Origin of the sequence: Pantoea sp. CFSAN033090 (genome assembly GCF_001264395.1) — a bacterium.
Taxonomy (GTDB): domain Bacteria; phylum Pseudomonadota; class Gammaproteobacteria; order Enterobacterales; family Enterobacteriaceae; genus Pantoea; species Pantoea agglomerans.
The window spans coordinates 36,420-62,000 of sequence record NZ_LGYX01000022.1 but is presented as its reverse complement, the minus strand read 5'-3'; the positions used below and the strand labels follow the sequence as shown (position 1 = coordinate 62,000).

The 25,581-nt window shown below is 56.6% G+C and carries 22 protein-coding genes, 4 tRNA genes and 1 other RNA gene; 21 read left to right on the top strand and 6 right to left on the bottom strand.

Annotation, left to right across the window (positions count from 1 at the left end; translation table 11 throughout):
- Positions 1 to 16 precede the first annotated feature (16 nt).
- The 12 genes from rfbA to AFL22_RS23565 all read left to right on the top strand — a co-directional run bounded on the left by rfbA (position 17) and on the right by AFL22_RS23565 (position 7,890).
- Positions 17 to 898 (top strand): glucose-1-phosphate thymidylyltransferase RfbA, encoded by an 882-nt coding sequence (rfbA, locus tag AFL22_RS17920; RefSeq protein ID WP_010257356.1) that lies wholly within the window; start codon positions 17 to 19, stop codon positions 896 to 898.
- Positions 876 to 1,583, top strand: a complete 708-nt coding sequence (gene rffC / locus AFL22_RS17915) for a dTDP-4-amino-4,6-dideoxy-D-galactose acyltransferase (RefSeq protein WP_052271842.1) — start codon at positions 876 to 878, stop codon at positions 1,581 to 1,583. Before rfbA ends, rffC begins: the two co-directional genes overlap by 23 nt.
- Positions 1,570 to 2,700, top strand: coding sequence for a dTDP-4-amino-4,6-dideoxygalactose transaminase (gene rffA / locus AFL22_RS17910; RefSeq protein ID WP_052271841.1), 1,131 nt, complete (start codon positions 1,570 to 1,572; stop codon positions 2,698 to 2,700). Before rffC ends, rffA begins: the two co-directional genes overlap by 14 nt.
- On the top strand, positions 2,700 to 3,950 hold the full coding sequence (gene wzxE, locus AFL22_RS17905; RefSeq protein WP_033780852.1) for a lipid III flippase WzxE: 1,251 nt from the start codon (positions 2,700 to 2,702) through the stop codon (positions 3,948 to 3,950). The genes rffA and wzxE overlap by 1 nt, the downstream gene beginning before the upstream one ends.
- A complete protein-coding gene (locus tag AFL22_RS17900; RefSeq protein WP_052271840.1) occupies positions 3,947 to 5,014 on the top strand; it encodes a TDP-N-acetylfucosamine:lipid II N-acetylfucosaminyltransferase in 1,068 nt (355 codons plus the stop codon). The genes wzxE and AFL22_RS17900 overlap by 4 nt, the downstream gene beginning before the upstream one ends.
- Positions 5,011 to 6,354, top strand: a complete 1,344-nt coding sequence (gene wzyE / locus AFL22_RS17895) for an ECA oligosaccharide polymerase (protein WP_033767575.1) — start codon at positions 5,011 to 5,013, stop codon at positions 6,352 to 6,354. Before AFL22_RS17900 ends, wzyE begins: the two co-directional genes overlap by 4 nt.
- 25 nt (positions 6,355 to 6,379) lie before the next feature.
- Positions 6,380 to 7,120, top strand: a complete 741-nt coding sequence (wecG, locus tag AFL22_RS17890; RefSeq protein ID WP_010671671.1) for a lipopolysaccharide N-acetylmannosaminouronosyltransferase — start codon at positions 6,380 to 6,382, stop codon at positions 7,118 to 7,120.
- 158 nt (positions 7,121 to 7,278) lie between these two features.
- Positions 7,279 to 7,355 (top strand) — tRNA-Arg (locus AFL22_RS17885).
- Between the two features lie 98 nt (positions 7,356 to 7,453).
- Positions 7,454 to 7,529: transfer RNA gene (locus AFL22_RS17880), tRNA-His, on the top strand.
- Between the two features lie 16 nt (positions 7,530 to 7,545).
- A tRNA-Leu gene (locus AFL22_RS17875) sits at positions 7,546 to 7,632 on the top strand.
- 20 nt (positions 7,633 to 7,652) lie between these two features.
- Positions 7,653 to 7,729, top strand: a tRNA-Pro gene (locus AFL22_RS17870).
- A gap of 31 nt (positions 7,730 to 7,760) precedes the next feature.
- Positions 7,761 to 7,890: non-coding RNA, RtT sRNA (locus AFL22_RS23565), on the top strand.
- 1,119 nt (positions 7,891 to 9,009) lie between these two features.
- Here AFL22_RS23565 and hemY read toward each other — a convergent pair.
- The 4 genes from hemY to hemC are packed head-to-tail and all read right to left on the bottom strand — an operon-like array spanning position 9,010 to position 13,034.
- The gene (hemY, locus tag AFL22_RS17865; protein ID WP_010257339.1) at positions 9,010 to 10,206 is read right to left on the bottom strand and encodes a protoheme IX biogenesis protein HemY; all 1,197 of its coding nucleotides are present in this window, start codon (positions 10,204 to 10,206) and stop codon (positions 9,010 to 9,012) included.
- 2 nt (positions 10,207 to 10,208) lie between these two features.
- Positions 10,209 to 11,342, bottom strand: a complete 1,134-nt coding sequence (gene hemX, locus AFL22_RS17860) for a uroporphyrinogen-III C-methyltransferase (RefSeq protein WP_010257336.1) — start codon at positions 11,340 to 11,342, stop codon at positions 10,209 to 10,211.
- Positions 11,343 to 11,367: 25 nt separating this feature from the next.
- Positions 11,368 to 12,096 carry a uroporphyrinogen-III synthase gene (hemD, locus tag AFL22_RS17855; protein WP_052271839.1) on the bottom strand — a complete coding sequence of 243 codons (729 nt, stop codon included), beginning with the start codon at positions 12,094 to 12,096 and terminating at the stop codon, positions 11,368 to 11,370.
- Positions 12,093 to 13,034, bottom strand: a complete 942-nt coding sequence (gene hemC / locus AFL22_RS17850; protein ID WP_052271856.1) for a hydroxymethylbilane synthase — start codon at positions 13,032 to 13,034, stop codon at positions 12,093 to 12,095. The genes hemD and hemC overlap by 4 nt, the downstream gene beginning before the upstream one ends.
- Positions 13,035 to 13,349: 315 nt before the next feature.
- Between hemC and AFL22_RS17845 the strand changes: the two genes are divergently transcribed.
- The 9 genes from AFL22_RS17845 to AFL22_RS17805 all read left to right on the top strand — a co-directional run bounded on the left by AFL22_RS17845 (position 13,350) and on the right by AFL22_RS17805 (position 24,146).
- On the top strand, positions 13,350 to 15,908 hold the full coding sequence (locus AFL22_RS17845; RefSeq protein WP_010257330.1) for a class I adenylate cyclase: 2,559 nt from the start codon (positions 13,350 to 13,352) through the stop codon (positions 15,906 to 15,908).
- 147 nt (positions 15,909 to 16,055) lie between these two features.
- Entirely contained in the window at positions 16,056 to 16,256 is a 201-nt protein-coding gene (locus AFL22_RS17840) for a lipoprotein (protein ID WP_010257328.1), read from the top strand.
- A 28-nt stretch (positions 16,257 to 16,284) separates the two neighbouring features.
- Positions 16,285 to 17,109: a diaminopimelate epimerase gene (gene dapF / locus AFL22_RS17835; RefSeq protein ID WP_010257326.1), complete on the top strand. Its 825-nt coding sequence runs from the start codon at positions 16,285 to 16,287 to the stop codon at positions 17,107 to 17,109.
- Entirely contained in the window at positions 17,106 to 17,810 is a 705-nt protein-coding gene (locus AFL22_RS17830) for a DUF484 domain-containing protein (RefSeq protein ID WP_010257324.1), read from the top strand. The genes dapF and AFL22_RS17830 overlap by 4 nt, the downstream gene beginning before the upstream one ends.
- Positions 17,807 to 18,712, top strand: coding sequence for a tyrosine recombinase XerC (gene xerC / locus AFL22_RS17825; protein ID WP_010671674.1), 906 nt, complete (start codon positions 17,807 to 17,809; stop codon positions 18,710 to 18,712). Before AFL22_RS17830 ends, xerC begins: the two co-directional genes overlap by 4 nt.
- Positions 18,709 to 19,425: a 5-amino-6-(5-phospho-D-ribitylamino)uracil phosphatase YigB gene (gene yigB, locus AFL22_RS17820; protein ID WP_052271838.1), complete on the top strand. Its 717-nt coding sequence runs from the start codon at positions 18,709 to 18,711 to the stop codon at positions 19,423 to 19,425. Before xerC ends, yigB begins: the two co-directional genes overlap by 4 nt.
- A 154-nt stretch (positions 19,426 to 19,579) precedes the next feature.
- The gene (uvrD, locus tag AFL22_RS17815) at positions 19,580 to 21,742 is read left to right on the top strand and encodes a DNA helicase II (protein WP_010257313.1); all 2,163 of its coding nucleotides are present in this window, start codon (positions 19,580 to 19,582) and stop codon (positions 21,740 to 21,742) included.
- A gap of 300 nt (positions 21,743 to 22,042) precedes the next feature.
- Positions 22,043 to 22,996: a magnesium/cobalt transporter CorA gene (corA, locus tag AFL22_RS17810; protein ID WP_003854370.1), complete on the top strand. Its 954-nt coding sequence runs from the start codon at positions 22,043 to 22,045 to the stop codon at positions 22,994 to 22,996.
- A 97-nt stretch (positions 22,997 to 23,093) separates the two neighbouring features.
- Positions 23,094 to 24,146 (top strand): AbrB family transcriptional regulator, encoded by a 1,053-nt coding sequence (locus AFL22_RS17805; RefSeq protein WP_045140893.1) that lies wholly within the window; start codon positions 23,094 to 23,096, stop codon positions 24,144 to 24,146.
- Here the strand turns inward: AFL22_RS17805 and rarD are convergent.
- Positions 24,117 to 25,016: an EamA family transporter RarD gene (gene rarD, locus AFL22_RS17800; RefSeq protein WP_010257306.1), complete on the bottom strand. Its 900-nt coding sequence runs from the start codon at positions 25,014 to 25,016 to the stop codon at positions 24,117 to 24,119. The genes AFL22_RS17805 and rarD overlap by 30 nt on opposite strands.
- A gap of 23 nt (positions 25,017 to 25,039) precedes the next feature.
- Entirely contained in the window at positions 25,040 to 25,510 is a 471-nt protein-coding gene (locus AFL22_RS17795; protein WP_010257304.1) for a thioesterase family protein, read from the bottom strand.
- Between the last annotated feature and the right edge of the window lie 71 nt (positions 25,511 to 25,581).

Genomic DNA, 25,581 nt, shown 5'->3' with positions numbered 1-25,581 from the left:
CGCGTAAGGAGCAGCGATGAAAGGCATCATTTTAGCGGGAGGGTCGGGCACGCGGTTACACCCGATAACCCGTGCAGTATCAAAGCAACTTCTGCCGGTTTACGACAAACCGATGATCTACTATCCGCTCTCCGTGCTGATGCTGGCGGGTATTCGCGACATCCTGTTAATTACCACGCCGGAAGACCGGGCGCAGTTTGAACGTCTGCTGGGCGATGGCAGTGAATTTGGGATACGCCTCAGCTATGCGGTGCAGCCAAGTCCCGATGGGCTGGCGCAGGCCTTTATCATCGGCGAATCCTTTATCGGCGAGGATAATTGCTGCCTGGTTCTGGGTGATAACCTCTATTTTGGCCAGGGCTTCAGCCCCAAGCTCCGGAAAGTTGTTGAACAGAATCGTGGCGCAACGGTGTTTGGCTATCAGGTCATGGACCCGGAACGTTTCGGCGTGGTGGAGTTTGACGATAACTTCAAAGCGATCTCGATTGAAGAGAAACCACAGCAGCCGAAATCGCGTTGGGCAGTAACCGGGCTCTATTTTTATGACAATCAGGTTATTGAATTCGCGAAACAGGTGAAACCCTCAGCGCGGGGCGAGCTGGAAATCACGGCCATTAACCAGATGTATCTGGAGCGTGGTGAGCTGACGGTCGAACTGCTGGGACGAGGTTTTGCCTGGCTGGATACCGGCACGCACGACAGCCTGGTGGAAGCCAGCATGTTTGTGCAGACGGTGGAAAAACGTCAGGGCTTCAAAATTGCCTGCCTGGAAGAGATTGCCTGGCGTAACAGCTGGCTGAGTGATGACCAGCTGCGGGCCGCGGGTGAAGCGCTGACAAAAACCGGCTACGGCCAATACCTGCTGGATTTATTACATGCCCGTCCACGTCAATATTAATCCCCTTAACTGGGAGAGCGCATTCTTCGGTGTTAATACTGTGCGGCTGGAGCCGCAAGGTGAGATTCCGCTGGAACAGGCGCTGCGTCATCCCTGTGCGCTGATGCAGATAAAAGTCGCTGCCAGCGAGACGGCACTGATTGATACGCTGCAGCAGCATCAGTTCCGGCTGGCAGAAGGCGAAGCAGATCTGACGCTGGCGCTGAAACAGACTGAACGGCAGGCGGGAATTCGCATTGCGCGCGAAGCCCAGATCCCGCTACTGCGCGATGCTGCCTCACAGCTCTTCAGCCAGAGTCGTTTTCGCGCGCCCTGGTATGCGCCGGACGCCAGCGGACGCTTCTATGCGCAGTGGATTGAAAATGCGGTACGCGGGGCGTTTGACGATCAGTGTCTGGTGGCAAGCGATGCCGCGGGTCAGCTGCAGGGATTTGTTTCGCTGCGCGCGGTGGATGGCGATGCCCGCATTGGCCTGCTGGGCGTACTGCCCGACGCGCAGGGCCAGGGGCTGGGTCAGCGACTGATGCTGGCGGCGGCAGACTGGGCGCGGGTACGACAGCTGGCTCAGCTTCGGGTTGCTACCCAGCTCAGCAATCTCACGGCGATGCGCCTCTATTTACGCAGCGGTGCCCGGCTCGACAGCACCGCGTACTGGTTTTACAGGAAAGGTCATGATTCCATTTAATGCGCCCCCGATTGTGGGCACAGAAATTGAGTATATGCAGTCGGCGATGAACAGCGGCAAGCTGTGCGGCGATGGTGGATTTACCCGTCGCTGTCAGCAGTGGATGGAGCAGCGTTTTGGCAGCAAAAAAGTGCTGCTGACCCCCTCCTGTACCGCTTCGCTGGAGATGGCGGCGCTGTTAATCGATCTGCAGCCCGGCGATGAAGTGATTATGCCGAGCTACACCTTTGTCTCTACCGCCAACGCCTTTGTGCTGCGCGGCGCCCGCATTGTGTTTGTCGATGTGCGCCCGGACACCATGAACATTGATGAAACGCTGATCGAAGCGGCCATCACTGAAAAAACCCGCGCCATTGTGCCGGTGCATTACGCAGGCGTGGCCTGTGAAATGGACACCATTATGGCGCTGGCGGCAAAGCATAAGCTGTTTGTGATTGAAGATGCGGCGCAGGGCGTGATGTCACGCTACAAAGGTCGTGCGCTCGGCACCATCGGTCATATTGGCTGCTTCAGTTTCCACGAAACCAAGAACTACACCGCCGGCGGCGAAGGTGGCGCGACGCTCATTAACGACGCCAGCCTGGTCGAGCGCGCCGAGATCGTGCGGGAAAAAGGCACCAACCGCAGCCAGTTCTTCCGGGGTCAGGTCGATAAATACACCTGGCGCGATATGGGATCGAGCTATCTGATGGCCGATCTGCAGGCAGCCTATCTCTGGGCGCAGCTGGAAGCCGCTGAAGGTATCAACCAGCAGCGGTTACGCATCTGGCAGCGTTACTACGATGCGCTGCAGCCGCTGGCGGCTCAGGGACGCATCAGCCTGCCGGTGATCCCCGCCAGCTGTGAACACAATGCGCACATGTTCTACATCAAACTGCGCGATCAGGACGATCGTCAGGCGCTGATAAACTGGATGAAAGAAGCCGAGATACTGACGGTGTTTCACTATATTCCGCTGCACAGTTCGCCCGCCGGTGAGCGGTTCTCGCAGTTTGTCGGCGACGATCGCTTTACCACGCGGGAAAGTGAACGCCTGCTGCGTCTGCCGCTGTTTTATAACCTGTCGGATAACAATCAGAGCACGATTATCAGCTCACTGCTGAGCTTCTTTTCCTGATGTCATTAGCCAGAGCCTCAGTGTGGACCGCATCGTCCACGCTGGTAAAAATTGTGGCCGGCCTGCTGGTCGTCAAACTGCTGGCGGTCAGCTTCGGACCCGAGGGTGTCGGGCAGGCGGGGAACTTCCGTCAGTTGATCACCGTGCTGGGCGTGCTGGCGGGCGCAGGCATCTTTAATGGCGTCACCACCTATGTGGCGCAGTATCAGCAGCAGCCCGAGCAATTGCGGGCGATGGTGGGCACGGCATCAACCATGGTACTGGGCTTTTCCGGTGTGCTGGCGCTGCTGTTTCTGCTGGCGGCGGCACCCATCAGCATCGCGCTGTTTGGTCACGACCGCTATCAGGGCGTCATCCGCGTGGTGGCCTTTCTTCAGCTCGGCATCGCCTGGGCCAACTTTACCCTTGCACTGCTGAAGGGCTATCGCGACGCGCGCGGTAATGCGCTGGCGCTGATTCTCGGCAGCCTGATTGGCGTGGCGGGCTATCTGCTCTGCTGGTGGCTGGGCGGCTATCAGGGCGCGCTGACCGGGCTGGCGCTGGTACCGGCTTTGCTGCTGCTGCCTGCACTCCTGATGCTGAAACGCCGTGCGCCGCTGCCGCTTAGCTGGCTGCGACCGCAATGGCATCCTGAGCTGGCCCGTAATCTGGCAAAATATACCCTGATGGCGCTGATCACCGCCGTGACCCTGCCGGTCGCCTGGGTGCTGATGCGTAATCTGCTGGCGGAGCAGCAGGGCTGGGCACAGGTCGGATTGTGGCAGGGCGTCACCAGCATTTCCGATGCCTATCTGCAATTTATTACCGCGACGTTTAGCGTCTGGCTGCTGCCGACGCTGGCGCGGCTGGATAACAAACGCGACATCGCGCGCGAGATTGGCCGTGCACTGCGCTTTGTCCTGCCCGCCGTAGCGGTTGCCAGCCTGGGTGTCTGGGTACTGCGCGATTTCGCCATCAGCCTGCTGTTCTCTGAAGCGTTTCGCGGGATGCGCGATCTCTTTGTCTGGCAGCTGTGCGGCGATGTTTTTAAGGTCGGCGCCTATGTTTTCGGATATCTGGTTATCGCCAAAGCCTCGCTGCGCTTTTATGTTCTGACTGAAATCAGCCAGTTCCTGTTGCTGACGCTGTTTTCACGCTGGTTGATCCCGTTACATGGCGCGGCGGGTGCGGCGCAGGCCTATATGTTTACCTATATGGCTTACTTTGCCCTGTGTTGTGGCGCTTTTATTGTTTACTGCCGGAAAAAATGACTTTAATTCACGTTTTGGGATCGGACATTCCCCACCACAATCTTACGGTGCTGCGCTTTTTCAACGACGTACTCAGCGTTGAGCAGCCTGCGGCTGCGCCACGCCATTTTATGGTGGTGACGCAGCAGCCCGAGAGCCTGACGCCGTTCAGTGCGTTGCAGATCGAGTGCTTTACCAGCAAGAAAGCGCTGGCGCAGGCGGTACTGCAGCGCGCCAGAAATCGTCAGCAGCGTTTTTTCTGCCACGGACAGTTTAACCCGTGGATCTGGCTGGCGTTACTCAGCGGTAAGCTGCGTCGTTCACAGCTGTTCTGGCACGTCTGGGGCGCCGATCTTTATGAAGATTCGCGCAGCCTGAAGTTCCGCCTGTTCTATCTGGTTCGCCGGATAGCGCAGGGGCGTGTTGCACAGGTTTTTGCGACCCGTGGCGATCTGCATCACTATCAGCAGCGCCATCGGCGCGTACCCGGTTCACTGCTCTATTTTCCCACCAGAATGCCCGCTGCAGCCGTTGAATCTGTCCCGTCGGAGCCTTTTACGCTGTTGCTGGGAAACTCGGGCGATCCGAGTAACCGGCATATCGAAGGCTTAAAAGCGATTCACGCGCAGTTTGGCGAGCAGGTGCGTATCGAGGTCCCTTTGGGCTATCCGCCAGGTAATGAGGCTTATATCAGCCTCATTCAGGCCACTGCCGATGCGCTGTTCCCGAACGGGCAGGTGAATCTGATGCGTGAAAACCTGGCGTTTGATGATTACTTAGCCCTGCTGGCGCGCTGCCATATCGGCTATTTTATGTTTGAACGTCAGCAAGGGGTGGGAACACTCTGCCTGCTGATCCAGGCCAACGTGCCGTTTGTCCTGACCCGCAAAAATCCATTCTGGCGTGATGTGGCAGAGCAGCAGCTTCCGGTATTGTTCAGCGAAGATACGCTGTCGCCTGCGGTGATCGCCGAGGCACGTCGTCAGCTGATGAGCTGTGATAAACAGGCTATCGCCTTTTTTGCGCCGGGTTATCTGGCGGGCTGGCGAGCCGCGTTACAGCTCAGCGAAGGGGAGTTGTCATGAGTCTTATGCAGTTTGGCGGCCTGCTGGTGGTCTATCTGCTGTCGCTGGTTTTTATTCTGACCCTGACCTGGCGGGAGTTTAAGCGCGTCCGTTTTAACTTTCATCTGTTCTTCACGCTGCTGTTCTTACTGACCTTTTACTTCGGCTTCCCGCTGACCTCCGTGCTGGTGTTTCGCTTTAATGTTGAAGTGGTGCCGGTTGAGAACCTGCTGGAGGCGCTGCTGTCGGCCACGGCGTTTTACGCCATTTATTACGTCAGCTATAAAGTGCGGCTGAAACCCGCCAGCGCGTCTCCGGCGAAGCCCTGGCTGCAGATGAATCGCGTCGAAACCCATCTGACCTGCGTGATCCTGGCGCTGGTGGCGCTGGGTACCGTGACGGTGTTCTTCATTCATAACGGTTTTCTGCTGTTCCGCCTGACCGCCTATAACCAGATTTTCTCCAGTGAAGTGTCGGGTGTAGCGCTTAAGCGCTTCTTCTATTTCTTTATTCCGGCGATGCTGATCCCCTACTTTTTGAGCCCGACGCGCCGCAACTGGCTGCTGTTCCTGGTGGTGACCGTTGCCTTTGGTTTACTGACCTACGCGCTGGTGGGCGGTACCCGAGCCAATATCATTATTGCGTTTGCCCTGTTCCTGTTTATCGGGATTACCCGTGGCTGGATCACTTTGTGGATGCTGGCAACGGCGGGCGTGCTGGCGATTGCAGGAATGTTCTGGCTGGCACTGCGCCGCTATAACCTCGACGTTATGGGCGATGAAGCGTTTTATACTTTCCTCTATCTGACGCGTGATACCTTCTCGCCGTGGGAGAATCTCGCCTTGCTGCTGGATAACTACGCCAGAATTGAGTTTCAGGGGCTGGCACCGCTGTGGCGTGATTTCTACGTTTTCATTCCGACCTGGCTCTGGCCGGATCGGCCGCTGGCAGTGTTAAACAGTGCTAACTACTTCACCTGGGAAGTGCTGAACAACCATTCTGGCCTGGCGATTTCACCCACGCTGATAGGGTCGCTGGTGGTGATGGGCGGCGTCTGGGCGATTCCGATCGGTGCGGTCGCGGTAGGGATGATTATAAAAGCCTTTGATGCAATCTATCAGCGTGGCTGTCTTGAGACCAACCGTTACACCGGCGCCATCCTGCAAAGCTTCTGTTTTGGCGCGGTCTTTAACATGATCGTGCTGGCACGCGAAGGCCTTGATGCGTTCGGTTCACGCGTGGTGTTTTTCTGCATCATTTTTGCTGCCTGTCTGGGCATGGCTAAATTACTTTTCTGGTTACTGGATCGCGCAGGTTTGATTCGCGACCGCAGCAGGCGGGTGTTGCACAGCCCGCTCTGAGTAGCCTCTGGGATTGACGGAAGATATGACAAAGTTAACTGAGACGCCGCAGTACCGGATTCGCGGCGTTGAGTTGTATGGCTTCGAAAACATGCCGTCGGCGGTGAATTTTCTGATGCCGCCGCACAGCGTACGCAGCGGTATTTTAGTGGCGATTAATGCGGAGAAGATCCTGACCGCTGAGCGGGATGAGGGATTACGTACGCTGTTAGCGCAGGCGGAATATGCATACGCCGATGGCATCAGCATTGTGCGCTCGATTCGTAAAAAGTATCCACACGCGTCGGTGCAGCGCATTGCGGGTGCTGATTTATGGGAAGCGCTGATGGAACGCGCCGGGCGGGAAGGGACGCCTGTATTTCTTATCGGCGGTCGTCAGCAGGTGCTGGATGAAACCTGCGATAAGCTACGTCGTCAGTGGAATGTGAATATTGTCGGGGCGCAGGATGGCTATTTTGCGCCAGCCGATCAGGATGCGCTGTTTGCCCGGATTGCGGCCAGCGGCGCGAAGCTGGTGACTGTAGCGCTGGGGTCGCCCCGTCAGGAGCTATTGATGCTGGCGTGCCGTGCGCACTGGCCTGATGCGCTCTATATGGGCGTGGGTGGAACGTACGATGTTTTCACCGGCCATGTGAAGCGAGCGCCTGAGATCTGGCAGCGGTTGGGGCTGGAGTGGCTCTATCGTCTGATTCGGCAGCCTGGCCGCCTGCGCCGGCAATTAAAACTGCTTAAATATTTGCGCTATCACTGGCGTGGCGATCTCTGATATTGCTGATAAATGCCGCATTTTTACGCGTTGTGAGAGAGGAAATGCACTATTTGTCGACAAAATGCACAAAGCGTAATCAAACACGTCTTTTTATTTAAAAAGCACTAGACACGATGGGCGCTTATCTCTAGTATGCACATCCGCAACGGCGCTACGCGCCCGTAGCTCAGCTGGATAGAGCGCTGCCCTCCGGAGGCAGAGGTCTCAGGTTCGAATCCTGTCGGGCGCGCCATATCGTTTGTGCGCATGAGCTTCGGTGGTTGATTTACCGCGGTTGGCAGTAGAGATTTAAATGCTGCAGGTTTTTAACTTGTGACATTAAGTATTGTGGTGGCTATAGCTCAGTTGGTAGAGCCCTGGATTGTGATTCCAGTTGTCGTGGGTTCGAGTCCCATTAGCCACCCCAGATTTTGCTGGGAAACGCGAAGGTGGCGGAATTGGTAGACGCGCTAGCTTCAGGTGTTAGTGTCTTAACGGACGTGAGGGTTCAAGTCCCTCTCTTCGCACCAGGCAAAACAGTTAAAAAAATCGGCGAGTAGCGCAGCTTGGTAGCGCAACTGGTTTGGGACCAGTGGGTCGGAGGTTCGAATCCTCTCTCGCCGACCATTTTAGAAACCTGTCTGAAAAGACAGGTTTTTTTTCGTCTGCAGAAAAGAGGATGAGGACCTCCGAAGGAGGTTTGAGCCGAGCGTAGCGAGACAACGTTGCTTCAGCAACGGCCCGCAGGGCGCTGCTCGCAGAGCAGAGTAATCCTCTCTCGCCGACCATTTTAGAAACCTGTCTGAAAAGACAGGTTTTTTTTCGTCTGCAGATAAGAGGATGAGAATTTCTGCGGGAGATTTGGGTAGGGTGCAGAGGGGCAGCGTAGCTGTAAATCCGAGCCTGCGAAGGAAATACGGTCAGATCGGAAAGGCGCTAATGCCATCCATGGCCGCTCGGCCCGCGCCGTCCCTGGCGCGGGACGCTTTCCTCCTCTGACCGTATTCCCTGCGCGTTGAGCTTATGCATTGCGGCCAGATTGACTCTGGCTTGGGCTATCAGCCGTCTTAAGCGCTAATGTAAGTACCTGATGCGTGTGCCAGACGTGAAGCGAAGGGAGCATACGCCTGTGGTCAGAGCATCGCGCCGCCCGGATAAAAACGCCAGGAGCGTTTTTGAACAACGCAAAGCGTTGGCCCGGCTACGGGCGCACCTCAGGGATGAGGTGCGTAATCGCCCGCGCTGAGCCCGCCAGGGATGGCGTCTTTTGCGTCTTTGCGAAAGGCGTATGCTCCCTGAAGCCCGCACAGCAGTGAGAGCGGGCTGCTTGTTAGCTAATCCTTTGATGCCAGCTCACCCTTGATTTCGCCAGTTGTCAGATAAAGTTGCTTAAACAGTAGCAGCTGCGTCGTGAATTGCCGACAAATAAGTCATTGTTATTATTGAGCTTATAGAGAGATTGACCTTGCTGTCTCCATTCAGAGACAGAGAAAATGCCAGCTGTCGCTGGATACCGACATTTTCCGACAGGCCTGTTGAATGAAGCTTTGAGCTAATTCTTTAACCTACTGATTTATTGTGATTTTAAAAATAATCATAAACCTGGCACGGCTTGTGCAATACTTCTGCTGTAGATGCTCATTCCACCTCTTATGTCTGCTGATGCTACATAAACCTGGGAATGATGCAGAGCCAATTTTAGGTACCTGTTGTCTGCCTGCCTGTATCGCGAAAGTCTTACAGGGTTAACAGACACCACGTTGAGTCAGGTACCTCCCGGTTGTCTTACCGACCTGATCTTGCACCTGCCACTGGCAGGTGTTTTTTTTTGCCTGCGAAAGCGTGCTGGCAGATTGCGGGCACAAAAAAGCCGGGCAAGCCCGGCTTTATCAGGTATGAAAAGAGGATCAGGCGTTGGGATTGTTCTTCAGTGTGAGTAACAACCCTTCACGACGCATCTTCGCCGCTTCTTCCGGGCGACGCAGACGATCATAAACATCCGCCAGCCATGCATAATCAAACGCGTCAGGACGCTGTGCCAGCGCCTGCTGCAGTGCCTCAGCAGCCTGCTGCCATTCACCATGACGCATCAGCAACTGCCCCAGCGTACTGTGCAGCAGCGGTGTTGCGCCGTGTTGTTTGATTTGCTGGCGTAGAACTTTCTCCAGCGCTTCCGGATTACCGCTTTTGATGCGAGGCATCAGCAGTACCAGACGATCGTCATAATGACGCTTGAGGCCCTCCAGCACGATCGATTGCGCGGTGTCGTGATCGTTGCATTCAATCAAATGATCCGCCATGGCCACCTGCAGCGTCGTTTCCTGACGGGTTTTGCGGCTCAGATCGTTCCACCAGCGCTTCAGCCCATCGCTGCCCTGGTCGGCCATCGCCTGATTCATCAGACCCAGCCAGGCCTGCTGCTGTAATGCATCACGATGCAGCTCATCGCCGACCTGCGCCTTCTGCATGGCGGGCAGAATATCCAGCAATGCACTCCAGGCACCAGTACGGACATACGCCTGTTCGGCCAGGCGCAGCACTTCAGGATGACGCGGTGCCACTTCCAGCAGACGGTCAATGCTATGACGCGCAGCATGATCTTCGTTACGTGCCAGCTGAATACGTGCGCGGGCAATTTCTACCGGAATGGTGTTGCTCTCCGACAGCTCTGCAGCACGTTCAAGATGCTGATTGGCACGGATTTCATCACCACGCTGTTGCGCAGCTTCTGCTGCCAGCAGGTAGTTCGCCACTGGCACATCAGCGTGATCGGCATCTTTAGAAAGCAGTTTTTCCACCTGACGGTGATCGCCTTCTGCCAGCTTCATCAGCGCCGACTGAGTATGACGCTGGGCGCGACGGCGTTTACGTCCGGTAAACCAGCCACGGGTACGCGCGCCGGTGTGCAGCACGCGGCGCAGCAGCCATTCCACGGCCAGAATCACCAGCAGGCTGAGGATGAGGATAATGACCAGGCCGGTGACGCTGGTTTCGATGTTCCAGTTATCGGTCTGAATCAGCACGTAACCCTGATGACCGGCAATCATCGGTCCCAGCACTACGCCAGCAATCAGCAGGATAAAGAGGATAAATACCTTAAGCATGCTTAGCCTCCCTGCTGATTAGCAGCGGCAGAAGGTTGCGCTAACAGGTTCCGGACGCGGGTCTGCATCAGCTGTTCCAGCAACGGCTGACTTTCCAGGTTATCCGGCAGGTCCATATTGATGTTCTGCTGGCTCAGCTCATCCAGCTGGGCAAGGAAGGCTTTGGTAGCGGCATCATTGGTGTCGTACCAGGCGCGAACCCATGCGGACACGGTGTCGATAGATTGTTTATAAATCTCATCCTGATGACGCGGTACCGCCTGAGCAGCAATCAGCAGACGCGAGCGGATATTCTCACGCAGGTAAACATCCTGATTAGGTGCCAGCAGCGGCTGGGCGGTGTTATCGCGGCGGCGGATGGTAATAAAATCATCCATAAAGTTATGCCAGCTTTTCACCAGATTCTGACGCCATTCGCGCACGGAACCTGACAGTTCACCGCCATCGCTGTCCATCGGCGCATCATCGCTGTCGTTATCGGCCAGACGCAGATTATCAACGTTGTTCGACAGCTGGTTCAGTTTGAGGATCACGCCGTCATAATCGACCTGCGTAACCGAAGAGAGGTTACTGATATCCTGGGTCAGCGCACGACGCACATTCATGACGCTGGGATCGTTCATGTCGGCCAGGCTGGCATCGGCGCTTTTCAGCAGTGCAGCGGCGGTGGTGACATCCTGGTCGCTCCAGAGTTTGCGGCCAGCCAGTTTCACCAGATAGTCCGCCTGTGCCAGCAACCAGCTGCGCACGTCGTTGCCAGAAATCACGGCCACTTTTTCACGCAGGGTTTCCAGCTCTTTTGCTGACGCGTTTTGCTGTGTCTGGGCTGTCTGCAACGCGGTTTCGGCGCCGCTCAGTTGCTGAGTCAGCTGCTGTTTGTCGCTGCTGGCCTGCTGTTGCAACGCGCTTAATTGTTCGCTCAGCTTCTGATTGGTTTGTGCCTGTAAATCAGCCTGATGTTTCCCGTTAAGGTATAAACCCGCACCAATCGCCAGCGCAATGACAATCGCAACTGCACCCAGCACCATGCCACCATTTTTCGCATTACGCGGTGGTGTGCTGTTGCTGGAAGGAGAGCGGTCGACCGCTGGGGTGGTTTCTTCAACCATGGCGGAGGAGTCTTTTTGTTCCGTCATATGTGGCACATCCCATTGTTAAAGTTCAGCGTAACGCGCGCAGCAGCGCATCGTTATCGGCACCATCGGCTACCTGAATATCCTGCCAACCCAATCCTGCGGCCAGGGTAGCCAAACGTTCACTGACGACAACCAGTCGGCAGTTGAGCAGCCATTCCTCGCGATCAACTGCGGGGAACAGCGAAAAAAGCTGTTGTAACATTTCACCGCTGGTCACCACCAGCACGGAGACACCGCGATCGCGCCAGCGGCGTCCTTCAACGGGTCCATCATAATACTTCTGGCAGCGCTGATAACAGGCTGCAAACGACACCTCAGCACCTCGCCGGGTTAACGTCTGAGCCAGCAACTCGCGTCCGGGATCGCCACGCAGAATCAGCGCACGTTTACCCGCAACCTGCTGAAGGGTATTCAGCCGGATCAATTCTTCACTGGTTTCATGCGCATGAGGCCAGGTCACCTGCTGTCCGCTGGCGGTATGAAACGCCAGGGCGGTGCTGCGACCAATTGCATAATAGTCCAGCTCAGCGGGCCATGCTGTGACAGTGTGTTGTGCGTAATGTATAACCTGCTGAGAAAGGATAAAAACCAGGTCGCCAGGGCGAAGTGCGGCGAGCTTTTGTGGCAGAGAGGTGAGATCAGCGCCCGGCCCAAATTCGATCAGCGGCAGGCTCCACGCCTGTTTGCCAAGGGCATGCAGGCGTGACACCAGCTCTGCCGCTGCGGGTTCCGGGCGCGTCACCAGAATGGTCATGCCGGCGGCTGCCCCTGGTAAACTTCCTGCAGGATTTCACGCGCGCCGCCATTCAGCAGTTCATCGGCCAGTGAAATACCCATCTGTTCAGCCTGAGCGCGGGGACCACGGCGTTCGCCGCTGACCATGACCCGGCCATCCGGTGCGCCGACCATGCCGCGCAGCCAGAGGTCATCGCCTTCCAGCACCGCGAAACTGCCGATTGGCACCTGGCAGCCACCCTCTAAACGGGTATTCATGGCGCGCTCCGCTCGGACACAGACTTCGGTGTCATCGTGATTCAGCGCCTGCAACAGGCCAATTAAGGTGGTGTCGTCCAGACGGCATTCAATGCCGACCGCACCCTGACCCACGGCGGGCAGGGAAACTTCGGCAGGCATCGCCTGACGAATGCGATCTTCCAGTCCCAGGCGTTTCAGCCCGGCGACAGCAAGAATAATCGCGTCATACTCTCCGGCATCAAGCTTGCCGAGGCGGGTGCCGACATTGCCTCGCAGCGAGCGGATAACCAGGTCCGGACGGCGCGCACTAATCTGGCACTGACGGCGCAGGCTGGACGTGCCGACAATGGCACCCTGTGGCAGCGAGTCGATAGAGTCATAATGATGAGAAACGAACGCATCGCGCGGATCGTCGCGCTCGCAGATGGTTACCAGGCCCAGACCTTCCGGGAAATTGACCGGCACATCCTTCATCGAGTGCACCGCCATATCGGCACGGCCATCCTGCATCGCCAGCTCAAGCTCTTTGACAAACAGCCCTTTGCCACCCACTTTTGCCAGCGGCGTATCAAGGATGATGTCACCTTTCGTGACCATAGGCACCAGCTCAACGCGCAGTCCCGGATGGGCACTCATGAGTCGTTGCTGTACATAATGTGCCTGCCATAATGCGAGCGGGCTTTGTCTTGTAGCAATTCTGAAAATTTTGTCTAACATGCTGTTAACCATTTTTATCGTTCACTGAATATCCTATCATCTCTGGGTGAAGACTGTCAGTTTCAACGGATTGAAAACGGCCTGCGTGCGGTTTCAGGCCGGTTTATTAAGCCATAACGTGGGAACCAGAGCTGAAAAGGCGGGAAGCTGGTAAGAACGTGCTAAACTGTCAGGTAGCGCAACTTTCTTTACGGTCAATCTGCAGGGTGTTAGATTGATCACGTTTCCAGCAATTATCTGCCCACTTTTTTACTTTATAAGCGGCAGAGTGTGGAAACAGGGTGCTTAAACACTGGGACAATCAGGCGAAACGTCTTGTACCTCTACATTGAGACACTGAAACAGAGACTGGATGCAATCAACCAGCTGCGCGTTGATCGTGCGCTGGCTGCTATGGGACCCGCTTTTCAGCGCGTCTACAGTCTGCTGCCAACCTTATTACATTATCAACATCCGCAGATGCCGGGTTACCTTGAAGGTAGCGTTCCACATGGCATCAGCTTCTTCACGCCTGATGAAAATCAGCGTCAGCTGCTGGCCGATCTCACCGGCGACAGCGATCTGCGTCATGCCGATGCGCCGAAAGGCGAAATGCCGATCACGGCGATCTATTCTATGGGCAGCACCTCATCTGTCGGCCAGAACAGCGTCTCGGATCTCGATATCTGGGTCTGCCATCAATCCTGGCTTGATAATGAAGAGCGTCTGAATCTGCAGCGCAAATGTACGCTGCTGCAGAAGTGGTGCGTTTCGATGGGCGTAGAGGTGAGTTTCTTTCTGATTGATGAAAACCGCTTCCGCCACAACGAAAGCGGCAGTCTGGGCGGTGAAGATTGCGGTTCAACACAACACATTTTACTGCTGGATGAGTTCTACCGTACGGCAGTTCGTATGGCGGGTAAACGCATCCTGTGGAATATGGTGCCGGGCGAAGAAGAGCACAATTACGACGACTACGTAATGTCGCTCTACGCCAAAGGCGTGCTAACCCCTAATGAGTGGCTCGATCTTGGCGGCCTCGGCACGCTGTCGGCGGAAGAGTATTTCGGCGCCAGCCTGTGGCAACTCTATAAAAGCATCGACTCCCCGTATAAAGCCGTACTGAAAACGCTGCTGCTGGAAGCCTACAGCTGGGAATACCCGAATACGCAACTGCTGGCGATGGATATCAAACAGCGCCTGCATGACGGTGAAATCATCTGCTTCGGGCTTGATCCTTACTGCATGATGCTGGAGCGCGTTACGCACTATCTGACCAGCGTTGACGATCAGCCGCGTCTCGACCTGGTGCGTCGCTGTTTCTACCTCAAAGTGTGTGAAAAGCTCAGCACCGAAGATCATCAGCACCGCACCGGCTGGCGTCGCGAAATTTTATCGCAGCTGGTCAAAGAGTGGGGCTGGAACGAAGAGAAGATTGCCATTCTGGATAATCGCGCTGAGTGGAAAATCGAGCGGGTGCGCGAAGCCCATAATGAATTGCTGGATGCGATGATGCAGAGTTATCGCAACCTGATCCGCTTTGCCCGTCGCAATAACTTAAGCGTCAGCGCCAGCCCGCAGGATATCGGTGTGTTGACCCGTAAACTGTATGCTGCGTTTGAAGCGCTGCCGGGCAAAGTGACGCTGGTGAATCCGCAGATTTCGCCCGATCTCTCCGAACCCAATCTGACCTTTATTCATGTGCCGCCTGGCCGCGCCAACCGTTCCGGCTGGTATCTCTATAACCAGGCGCCGGACATGGATTCGATTATCAGCCATCAACCGCTGGAATATAACCGCTACCTGAACAAGCTGGTGGCGTGGGCGTGGTTCAATGGACTGCTGACCCGTAAAACCCGGCTGCATATTAAAGGCAATGAAGTTTGCGATCTGGCGCGTCTGCAGGAGCTGGTTAACGATGTTTCCAGCCACTTCCCGCTGCGTCTGCCCTCGCCGACGCCAAAAGCGCTCTACAGTCCGTGCGAAATCCGGCACCTTGCGATTATTGTTAACCTTGAACACGATCCGACGGCGGCCTTCCGCAATCAGGTGGTGCACTTCGACTTCCGTAAGCTGGATGTCTTTAGTTTTGGTCAGCAGCAGCAGTGCCTGATTGGCAGCATCGATCTGCTCTATCGCAACTCCTGGAATGAGGTGCGTACGCTGCACTTCAGCGGCGAACAGGCGATGATCGAAGGGCTGAAAACCATTCTCGGCAAGATGCATCAGGATGCTGCACCGCCCGATACGGTGGAGGTGTTCTGCTACAGCCAGCATCTGCGCGGTCTGATTCGGACGCGGGTACAGCAGCTGGTCTCAGAATGCATTGAGCTGCGCCTCTCCAGCACACGTCAGGAGCCGGGTCGCTTTAAAGCGCTGCGTATGGCGGGCGAGACCTGGGGCCTGTTCTTTGAACGCATGAGCGTTTCAGTGCAGAAGCTGGAAAACGCGGTTGAGTTTTATGGCGCGATCTCCAACAACAAGCTGCACGGACTGTCGATCAAAGTCGAAACGAATCAGACGCCGCTGCCACCCGTGGTCAACGGTTATGCCAGCGAAGGCATTATTCAGTTCTTCTTTGAAAACACCACTGATGAGCGCGGCTTCAATATCTACATCCTTGATGAGACCAATCGGGTTGAGGTCTATCATCACTGTGAAGGCAGCAAAGAGGAGCTGGTGCGCGACGTCAGCCGGTTCTACTCCTCATCGCACGATCGCTTTACCTATGGTTCAAGCTTTATCAACTTCAACCTGCCGCAGTTCTACCAGATTGTGAACACCGGTGAGCGATTCCAGGTGATTCCGTTCCGTAGCCAGACGCTGACGCAGCTGTGTACCTCGCAGCCTGACAACGACAACAGCGACTATCAGCCACGCTATCAGGTGCACTGATGCTGACGGGCTGCCTGCGCTCTGCAGGTGGCCGCTATCTTCCCGGCTTGTCACCCGCTTCACGCTATTTGCGGGCATTTCCTGTTGCTTTTCCACCTTCAACTGCGATGATAAGCATCCAGGTAAAGGACATGAAGAGCATAAAGAATGAAGAAAGTAATAAGCCTGTTGGCCATGACACTGGCAGTAATCAGCCTTGCAGGTTGTGGTCTGAAAGGACCGCTCTACTTCCCGCCGAAGGATCAGCCGAAGAAACAACAAGCCCCAACCGACCGCCAGAAAGCGGATGCCTCTAAAGCCGATGTCGGCGGGCTGGTTACCGGCAATTCAGGCGTAAAAGCGAACTAATCTGATGGCTTATCCGGCGGAGCAAAAAATGCAGTTCTCCAAAATGCACGGTCTCGGCAACGATTTTATGGTTGTGGATGCGGTGACACAAAACGTCTTCTTTTCGCCGGAATTGATCCGCCGGCTGGCCGATCGTCATCTGGGGATCGGTTTTGATCAACTGCTGATTGTTGAACCGCCTTACGATCCCGATCTTGATTTCCACTATCGCATTTTCAACGCCGACGGCAGTGAAGTCGCACAGTGCGGCAACGGTGCGCGCTGCTTTGCCCGCTTTGTTCAGCTGAAAGGGCTGACCAACAAAAGTGACATCCGGGTCAGTACGCAGAATGGCCGCATGGTGTTGACCGTCACGCCTGACGACCAGGTGCGCGTGAACATGGGCGAGCCAAACTTTGAGCCTCAGCAGGTGCCGTTTCGTGCCAACAAAGCCGAAAATCTCTATCTGCTGCGCGTGGCCGAACAGACGGTGATGCTGGGTGCGGTGTCGATGGGCAACCCGCACTGCGTTATCCAGGTCGAAAGTGTCAAAACCGCGCAGGTTGAACTGCTGGGTCCGATTCTGGAGAGTCATGAACGCTTCCCGGATCGCGTCAATGTCGGTTTTATGGAGATCATCAATCCCGAACATATCCGCCTGCGCGTCTACGAACGCGGAGCGGGTGAAACGCAGGCGTGCGGCAGCGGCGCCTGTGCTGCCGTTGCATGTGGCATTCAGCAGGGCATTCTGGCACCCAAAGTGCGTGTCGACCTGCCTGGCGGAACGCTGCACATCACCTGGAAAGGCGCCGGTCAGCCGCTCTATATGACCGGGCCTGCGACACACGTCTACGATGGGTTTATTCATCTATGAAAAATATCGAAGAGCAGGCTGACAGTTCGGTTCTGCTGGACGATCAGGCCGTCAGTGATTATCTGCGGCAGAATCCCGATTTCTTTATCCGCAATGCCCGTGCAGTTGAACAGATGGCCGTGCCGCATCCGGTGCGTGGCAGCGTCTCTCTGGTCGAATGGCATATGGCGCGGCAACGCAACCATATTCAGCGGCTGGAAGAAGAGATCACGCTGCTGATGGAGCAGGCCAGCGCTAACCACGAACTGTTTGACCGTCTGCTGTCGCTGGAGAGCCATCTGGCCGCGGCTGACTCGCTGCAGGATATGCTCAACCGTCTGCATCGCTGGGCGCGTGAGCTGGGCCTGGCGGGTGCCAATGTGCGGCTGTTCAGTGATAAATGGCTGCTGGGCGCGCCCTCCGATTTCTTTCAGCTGAGCCTCTCGCGTCAGGCGTTTGAACCGCTGCGTATTCAGCGCTTCGGTAACCAGCATCACTATCTTGGCAACATTAATGGGCCGGAACTGCTGCTGCTGTTGCCGCAGGCCAAAGCGATCGGGTCGGTTGCCATGTCGCTAATGGGTGAGGAGGGCGATCTCGGCGTGCTGGTGTTCAGCAGTCGTGACAGCCAGCACTATCAATCGGGCATGGGGACACTGCTGTTGCAGCATCTGTCGCAGATGATGCCTGATCTGCTCTCCCGCTGGGTTGAACGCGCATGAGCAGCGCGCTGCAGGAGGCCGTCGACGGATTTCTGCGCTACCTGAAAGTGGAGCGCCAGCTCAGTCCGTTAACCCAGAGCAGCTATGCGCGCCAGCTTGCCGCGCTGGTGGCGATTGCTGATGAGATGAAGCTCAGCAGCTGGGCGCAGCTGGAACCGGCGCAGGTGCGCAGCATGGCGGCGCGCAGCCGTCGCGCCGGACTGGCCGCCAGCAGCCTCGCGCTGCGGCTCTCCGCCCTGCGCAGTTTTCTCGACTGGCAGGTGAGCCAGGGTTTGCTTTCTGCCAACCCGGCCAAAGGGGTGATGACGCCGCGTAAAGCGCGCCATCTGCCTAAAAACATTGATGTAGATGAAGTAAATCAGCTGCTGGAGATCGACCTTAGCGATCCGCTGGCGGTGCGCGACCGGGCGATGCTGGAAGTGATGTATGGCGGCGGTTTGCGTCTCTCTGAACTGGTGAATATGGATTGTCGCCACGTCGATCTCGATTCAGGCGAAGTGTGGGTAGTCGGTAAGGGCAGCAAAGAGCGCCGGATACCGATTGGTCGCACGGCGGTCGCCTGGATCCAGCACTGGCTGCCGCTGCGTGAAACCTTTGGCGGCCAGGATGATGCGCTATTTCTTTCGACGCGCGGCAACCGCATCTCGCCACGCAACGTGCAGAAACGCTTTGCCGAATGGGGCATCAGACAGGGCGTGGCCAGCCATATCCATCCGCATAAGCTACGACACTCATTTGCCACGCATCTGCTGGAATCCAGCGGTGACCTGCGCGCCGTGCAGGAGTTGCTGGGTCACGCAAACCTGTCGACGACCCAGATCTATACCCATCTCGACTTCCAGCATCTGGCTTCGGTGTATGACGCTGCGCATCCCCGCGCCAAACGAGGAAAGAACGAATGAAGTTTTATCGTCCGCTGTCGGCCATAAAAGCCATGACCTTCGACCTTGATGACACTCTCTACGATAACTACCCGGTCATCCGTCGTACCACCCTGGAGTCCCATGCCGCGTTGCAGGCTTTTCATCCGGCGCTGCGTGACTTCACGCCGCAGGATTATCAGCAGTTGCGCGATGAGCTGCTGCAGCGAGAACCTGATATCTATCATGATGTTTCGGAGTGGCGACGCCGTTCGGTTGAGCTGGCGATGCTGAATATCGGCCTCTCTGCCGCTGAAGCTACCGCGGGTGCGGCAGAAGTGATGGCGGTCTTCCATCAGTGGCGGAGTCAGGTCGAGATGCCGGATGAGACGCACCAGACGCTGAAAGCCCTGGCGGAGAAAATCCCGCTGGTGGCGGTCACCAACGGCAACGCCTGCCCGGAGAAAATGGGCATTGCAGAATACTTCCGCTTCACGCTGCGGGCCGGGCCAGACGGGCGCGCCAAGCCGTGGCAGGATATGTATCAGCTTGCCGCGCAACGCCTTGATATCGCGCCACACCATATTCTGCACGTGGGTGATGACCTGACCACCGACGTGGCGGGCTCACTGCGCTGCGGGCTGCAGGCCTGCTGGATTAACCTGCGACAGAGCAACCTGATGCATATCCCGGATGCGCGCCTGTTGCCGCACGTCGAAATTTCGCGGTTGGCATCACTCACCTCACTGCTATAATGGCTGTAAATTTATCCAGTCGTCTCCACTTTTTGTTTTGCCGCCGTCCCTTATCCGGCACCTGTATCGCCGCCTGACTGGCAGCGATAATGCCTTGCGGCAGGCGGAATAATCAGTGTGACGACGGCGTTTTTTTCTTTGGTAATCGGTGCTTATGGACGTTTCTGAACTGCTCGATGGTTTGAATGACAATCAGCGCGCTGCCGTTGCGGCACCGCGCAGTAACCTGCTGGTGCTGGCAGGCGCGGGCAGTGGTAAAACGCGGGTGCTGGTGCATCGCATTGCCTGGCTGATGTCGGTGGAGAACTGCTCGCCCTATTCGATTATGGCGGTGACCTTTACCAACAAAGCGGCAGCGGAGATGCGTCACCGTATCGAGCATCTGATCGGCACCAGTCAGGGCGGAATGTGGATCGGAACCTTTCACGGTCTGGCGCACCGCTTACTGCGCGCCCACCATCTTGACGCCGGTCTGCCACAGGATTTTCAGATCCTCGACAGCGAAGATCAGCTACGTCTGCTCAAGCGCCTGATCAAATCAATGAACCTTGATGACAAACAGTGGCCTGCGCGTCAGGGCATGTGGTACATCAATGGCAAAAAAGATGAAGGCCTGCGACCAAAGCATATCGAAAGCTACGGCAATCCGATTGAGCAGACCTGGCTGCGCATCTATCAGGCCTATCAGGAAGCCTGTGATCGCGCCGGTTTAGTCGACTTTGCCGAGCTGTTGCTGCGCGCCCATGAGTTATGGCTCAACAAGCCACACATTCTTAATCACTACCGCGAACGCTTTACCAACGTGCTGGTGGATGAGTTCCAGGATACCAACAACATTCAGTATGCCTGGATTCGGATGCTGGCGGGCGACAGCGGCCGGGTGATCATCGTGGGCGATGATGACCAGTCGATCTACGGCTGGCGCGGCGCACAGGTCGAGAATATTCAGCGCTTTCTGCAGGATTTCCCCGGCGCGGAAACGATCCGTCTGGAGCAGAACTACCGCTCAACCAATAACATCCTGAAAGCCGCCAACGCCCTGATCGCTAACAACAATGGTCGCCTGGGTAAAGAGCTCTGGACCGAAGGCAGCGATGGCGAACCGATCTCGATCTACTGCGCCTTTAATGAGCTGGATGAAGCACGCTTCGTGGTTAACCGCATCAAAGTCTGGATGGAGAACGGCGGCGCGCTTAACGACTGCGCCATTCTCTATCGCAGCAACGCCCAGTCGCGTGTGCTGGAAGAGGCGCTGCTGCAGAGCAGTATGCCGTACCGTATTTATGGCGGCATGCGCTTCTTCGAACGTCAGGAGATCAAAGATGCGCTCTCCTATCTGCGTCTGATGGCGAACCGCAATGACGACGCGGCATTTGAACGCGTGGTAAATACCCCGACGCGCGGCGTGGGCGATCGCACGCTCGACGTGGTGCGTCAGACGGCCCGTGAACGTCAGATGACGCTGTGGCAGGCAACGCGTGAACTGCTGCAAAGCCGTGCGCTGGCTGGCCGCGCCGCGTCTGCGCTGCAACGCTTCTGTGAACTGGTTGATTCACTGGCAACCGAAACCGCCGAGTTACCGCTGCATGTTCAGACCGACCGGGTCATCAAAGACTCTGGCCTGTGGCTGATGTATGAGCAGGAAAAAGGTGAGAAGGGTCAGGCGCGTATCGAAAACCTTGAGGAGCTGGTGACCGCTACGCGGCAGTTCAGCTATCAGGATGAAGATGAAGATCTGATGCCACTGCAGGCCTTTTTATCCCACGCCGCGCTGGAAGCGGGCGAAGGCCAGGCAGACAAATGGCAGGATGCGGTTCAGCTGATGACGCTCCACTCGGCAAAAGGGCTGGAGTTCAGCCAGGTGTTTATCGTCGGCATGGAAGAGGGCATGTTCCCGAGCCAGATGTCACTGGATGAAGGTGGCCGGCTGGAGGAGGAACGTCGTCTGGCTTATGTCGGCGTGACCCGTGCGATGCTCAAGCTGACGCTGACCTACGCCGAAACCCGCCGACTCTATGGTAAGGAAGTGTATCACCGGCCGTCCCGTTTTATCGGCGAACTGCCCGAAGCGTGCATAGAAGAAGTGCGTCTGCGCGCCAGCGTCAGCCGTCCGGTAAACCATCAGCGGATGGGTGCCCCGGTGACCAAAAATGACAGTGGATTCGCGCTGGGTCAGCGTGTTCATCACGCAAAATTTGGCGAAGGCACCATCATTAATCTGGAAGGCAGCGGCGAGCATAGCCGTCTTCAGGTGGCGTTTCAGGGGCAGGGAATCAAGTGGCTGGTGGCGGCTTACGCGAAGCTGGAAACGCTTTAGCGTGCGGTTGACGGCTTTTTCGTCTCAGCGTAACATGCGCCCACTATTATCATGAGAGGACAATGCCTTGGACACGCCCAGTCGATGCTGGCTCAATGACCTGGATTCCAGGAATAACATCTAAGGCTACCTCTTTACGCGGGTAGCCTTAGCGGTTATCAGCGACCTCCCTTTTTGATTCCGTCGCGAGTCAGCACTGATTTATCTCTGAAACTCTGTTTCCGTGTTCAGGCTGCCCGTTCCATGTTGAGGAACGGCGGACTGCCTTGTCCCATTTAGTCTGCAATGGGGAGTATTGCTATGCTGAGCGCATTTAAACTGGATCACAGCCGCCTGACGCGACTGGAGCTGGAAGACGAAAACGATAAACTGACGACCTCTGTCTGGGTCGATCTGATCGAGCCGGAAGAGGGCGAACGTGATCGCGTGCAATCTGAGCTGGGCCAGAGTCTGGCAACACGGCCTGAGCTGGAAGATATCGAGGCCTCGGCACGCTTCTTCGAAGATGAAGATGGTCTGCATATCCACTCCTTCTTCTTCTATGAAGATGCTGACGATCACGCCGGTAACTCCACCGTGGCGTTCACCATCCGTGAAGGCCGTCTCTACACGCTGCGCGAACGTGAGCTGCCTGCGTTCCGTCTCTATCGCATGCGCGCCCGTAATCAGACCCTGATCGACGGCAATGCCTTTGAGCTGCTGCTTGACCTGTTTGAAACCAAAATCGAACAGCTGGCGGACGAAATCGAGAACATCTACAGCGCACTGGAGAAACTCAGCCGGGTGATCATGGAAGGTCAGCAGGGCGAAGAGTACGATCAGGCGCTGTCGCGACTAGCGGAACTGGAAGATATCGGCTGGAAGGTGCGCCTCTGTCTGATGGATACCCAGCGCGCCCTGAACTTCCTGGTACGCAAAGCACGTTTGCCGGGCAATCAGCTGGAGCAGGCGCGTGAAATTCTGCGCGATATCGAATCACTGCTGCCGCATAACGAATCACTGTTTCAGAAGGTCAACTTCCTGATGCAGGCGGCGATGGGTTTCATCAACATCGAGCAGAACCGCATCATCAAGATCTTCTCGGTGGTCTCCGTGGTGTTTCTGCCGCCGACGCTGGTGGCCTCCAGCTACGGGATGAACTTTGAGTTTATGCCGGAACTGAAGTGGAGCTTTGGTTATCCGGCGGCGATCGGCCTGATGATTCTGGCCGGACTGGCGCCTTATCTCTATTTCAAACGTAAAAACTGGCTTTAAAATAAGAACGGGCCATCTGAGATGGCCCGTTCTGCTGGCTCCTGTCCCCATTTCTGCGTAATCTTACCCTCCTGTTTTTACAAATTATTAACTTCTTATGGACGCTTTTTCGTTGCGCGCGCAGTGGACGCTGCTGCTGCTGATCTCAGTATTGCTGGGCGCGGTGCTGCACTATTTTCATGTGCCCGCTGCGCTGTTACTGGGACCGATGATTGTGGGTGTAGTGATGGGGCTGTCGGGTGCCACGCTGCGAATTGATAAACGGCTGTTCCTGCTCGCTCAGGCCGTACTGGGCTGCATGATTGCGCAGAGTCTGTCGCCTTCGATTCTGGCACCGCTGATTCAGGACTGGCCGATCGTGCTGACGGTGCTGCTGCTGACGCTGGCGGCCAGCGGCCTGTCAGGTTTTCTGCTGGTGCGCTTCAGTCATCTGCCTGGCCCGACCGGCGCATGGGGATCGTCGCCGGGCGGTGCATCGGCCATGGTGGCGATGGCGGGTGACTTTGGCGCTGACGTGCGGCTGGTCGCATTTATGCAATATCTGCGGGTGCTGTTTGTCGCCTCGGCGGCCGCACTGGTGGCGCGCATCGGGCTGGGTGATGAGGCGCACAGCGTCTCGCTGCTCTGGTTTCCACCGCTGAATCATGGCTTTGTTGTCACCCTGGTGGTGATGCTGACAGGCGCGTGGCTGGGCACACGACTGCGCATTCCTTCTGGCGCGCTGCTGCTGCCTGCGCTGGCGGGTGCGGCACTGCACAGTAGCGACATCGCGGTGTTACAGGTGCCGGAATGGCTGCTGGCCGTGGCCTATGCACTGATTGGCTGGAGCGTGGGATTACGTTTCACCCGCCCGATTTTTCTGCTGGCACTGCGCACGCTGCCGCAGATGCTGGCCTCGATCTTCGGGCTGATGCTGTTGTGTGGCGGGCTGGCGTGGATGCTGACGCGAATGCTGGATATCGATCTGATGACGGCCTATCTCGCCACCAGTCCAGGCGGGCTGGACACGGTGGCGATCATTGCGGCAGGAACCCAGGTCAACATGGCGTTTGTGATGGCGTTGCAGACGTTGCGTCTGTTTACCATCCTGCTGACCGGCCCGGCTTTAGCGCGCTTTATTTCACGCTATGCGCGAACGGGAACGGAATGAAAACGCCACCGCATCGCAGACAAATACCAGCAGCGCCAGCCAGATGAAGCCAAAGGTCACCATCTTGTCTGGCGTGATGGTCTCACCGTAAAACGCGACCGCCAGCACAAACATCAGCGTCGGACCGAGATACTGAAAGAAGCCTACGGTGGAAAGTCGCAGACGGCTGCAGGCTGCCGCAAACAGCATCAGCGGAATGGTGGTCACAATGCCCGCCGCTATCAGCTTCAGGTTGAGACTCAGTGGGTTGGCGGATAAGTGGCTGGTGGCGCTGTCGGCAAAGCCAAACAGGTAAATCGCCGCCAGCGGAAACAGCCACAGAGTTTCAATCAGCATGCCGCTCTGCGCATCGACCTGAATCTTTTTACGCACCAGGCCATACAGGGCAAAACTCAGCGCCAGGCCCAGCGCGATGATCGGTAACGAGCCAAACTGCCACAGCTGCACCAGCACACCGACGGTGGCCAGCAGCACGGCGAGCCACTGCAAGCGGCGAAACCGTTCGCGCAAAAACAGCATGCCGAACACCACGTTGATCAGCGGGTTAATAAAGTAGCCCAGGCTGGCTTCCAGCATATGCTGATTGTTGACTGCCCAGATAAACAGCAGCCAGTTGCCGCCGATAGTCACGGCCGTCAGCGCCAGCAGCAGCACTTTTTTAGGCTGGCGCAACACGCTGCGAACGCCGGGCCAGCTGCGGCTCAGGGTAATCAGTAACAGCATAAACAGTGCAGACCAGATCACCCGGTGCGTCATGATTTCCGTGGCGGGAACCTGCTTTACCAGTTTGAAATAAGCGGGCGCAATGCCCCAGATAAAGTAAGCGCCCAGTGCAAAGCCAACGCCCTGGCGGGTTTGTTGCGTATCCATATGCGTTCCATTCAATGGCGTGGTTAGCCGATAAGATAGGTGGCGGTAGCCGTGGCGATATAATCGCCCTGTTGATTGTGCAGTTCCACGCGCGCCACGGCGACTTTGTTACCGGCGCGCAGCAGGCTGCTGGTGGCGGTGAAGCGTTCGCCGCGTCCGGGACGCAGATAGTCGACGCGCATATCAATGGTACCCATGCGTGACAGACGCTGGCGCAGATCCGCTTCGCTGATGCTTTCCTGACGGGTTAACGCATTACTGACGCAGACCATGCCCGCCGCCACATCCAGTACCGACGCGATAACGCCGCCGTGCAGAATCTGCTGCGCCTGGTTGCCCACCAGCATGGTTTTGTTATTGAAGCTGATCTCTGCGTAGTCTGCGTCAAGGCGCATCAGTTCCAGGCCCAGCGCCTGATTAAACGGCATGTGATAAACGAAAATTTCGCCGACCAGCTGGCGAGCGTCCTGCTGTGTCAGCACGGGTGATGACATGATGATGTGTCCTGAAAAAATCGGGCCAGAGGGGCGCGGAATATGAATGAGTTGTGTATTCTATGCCGCCT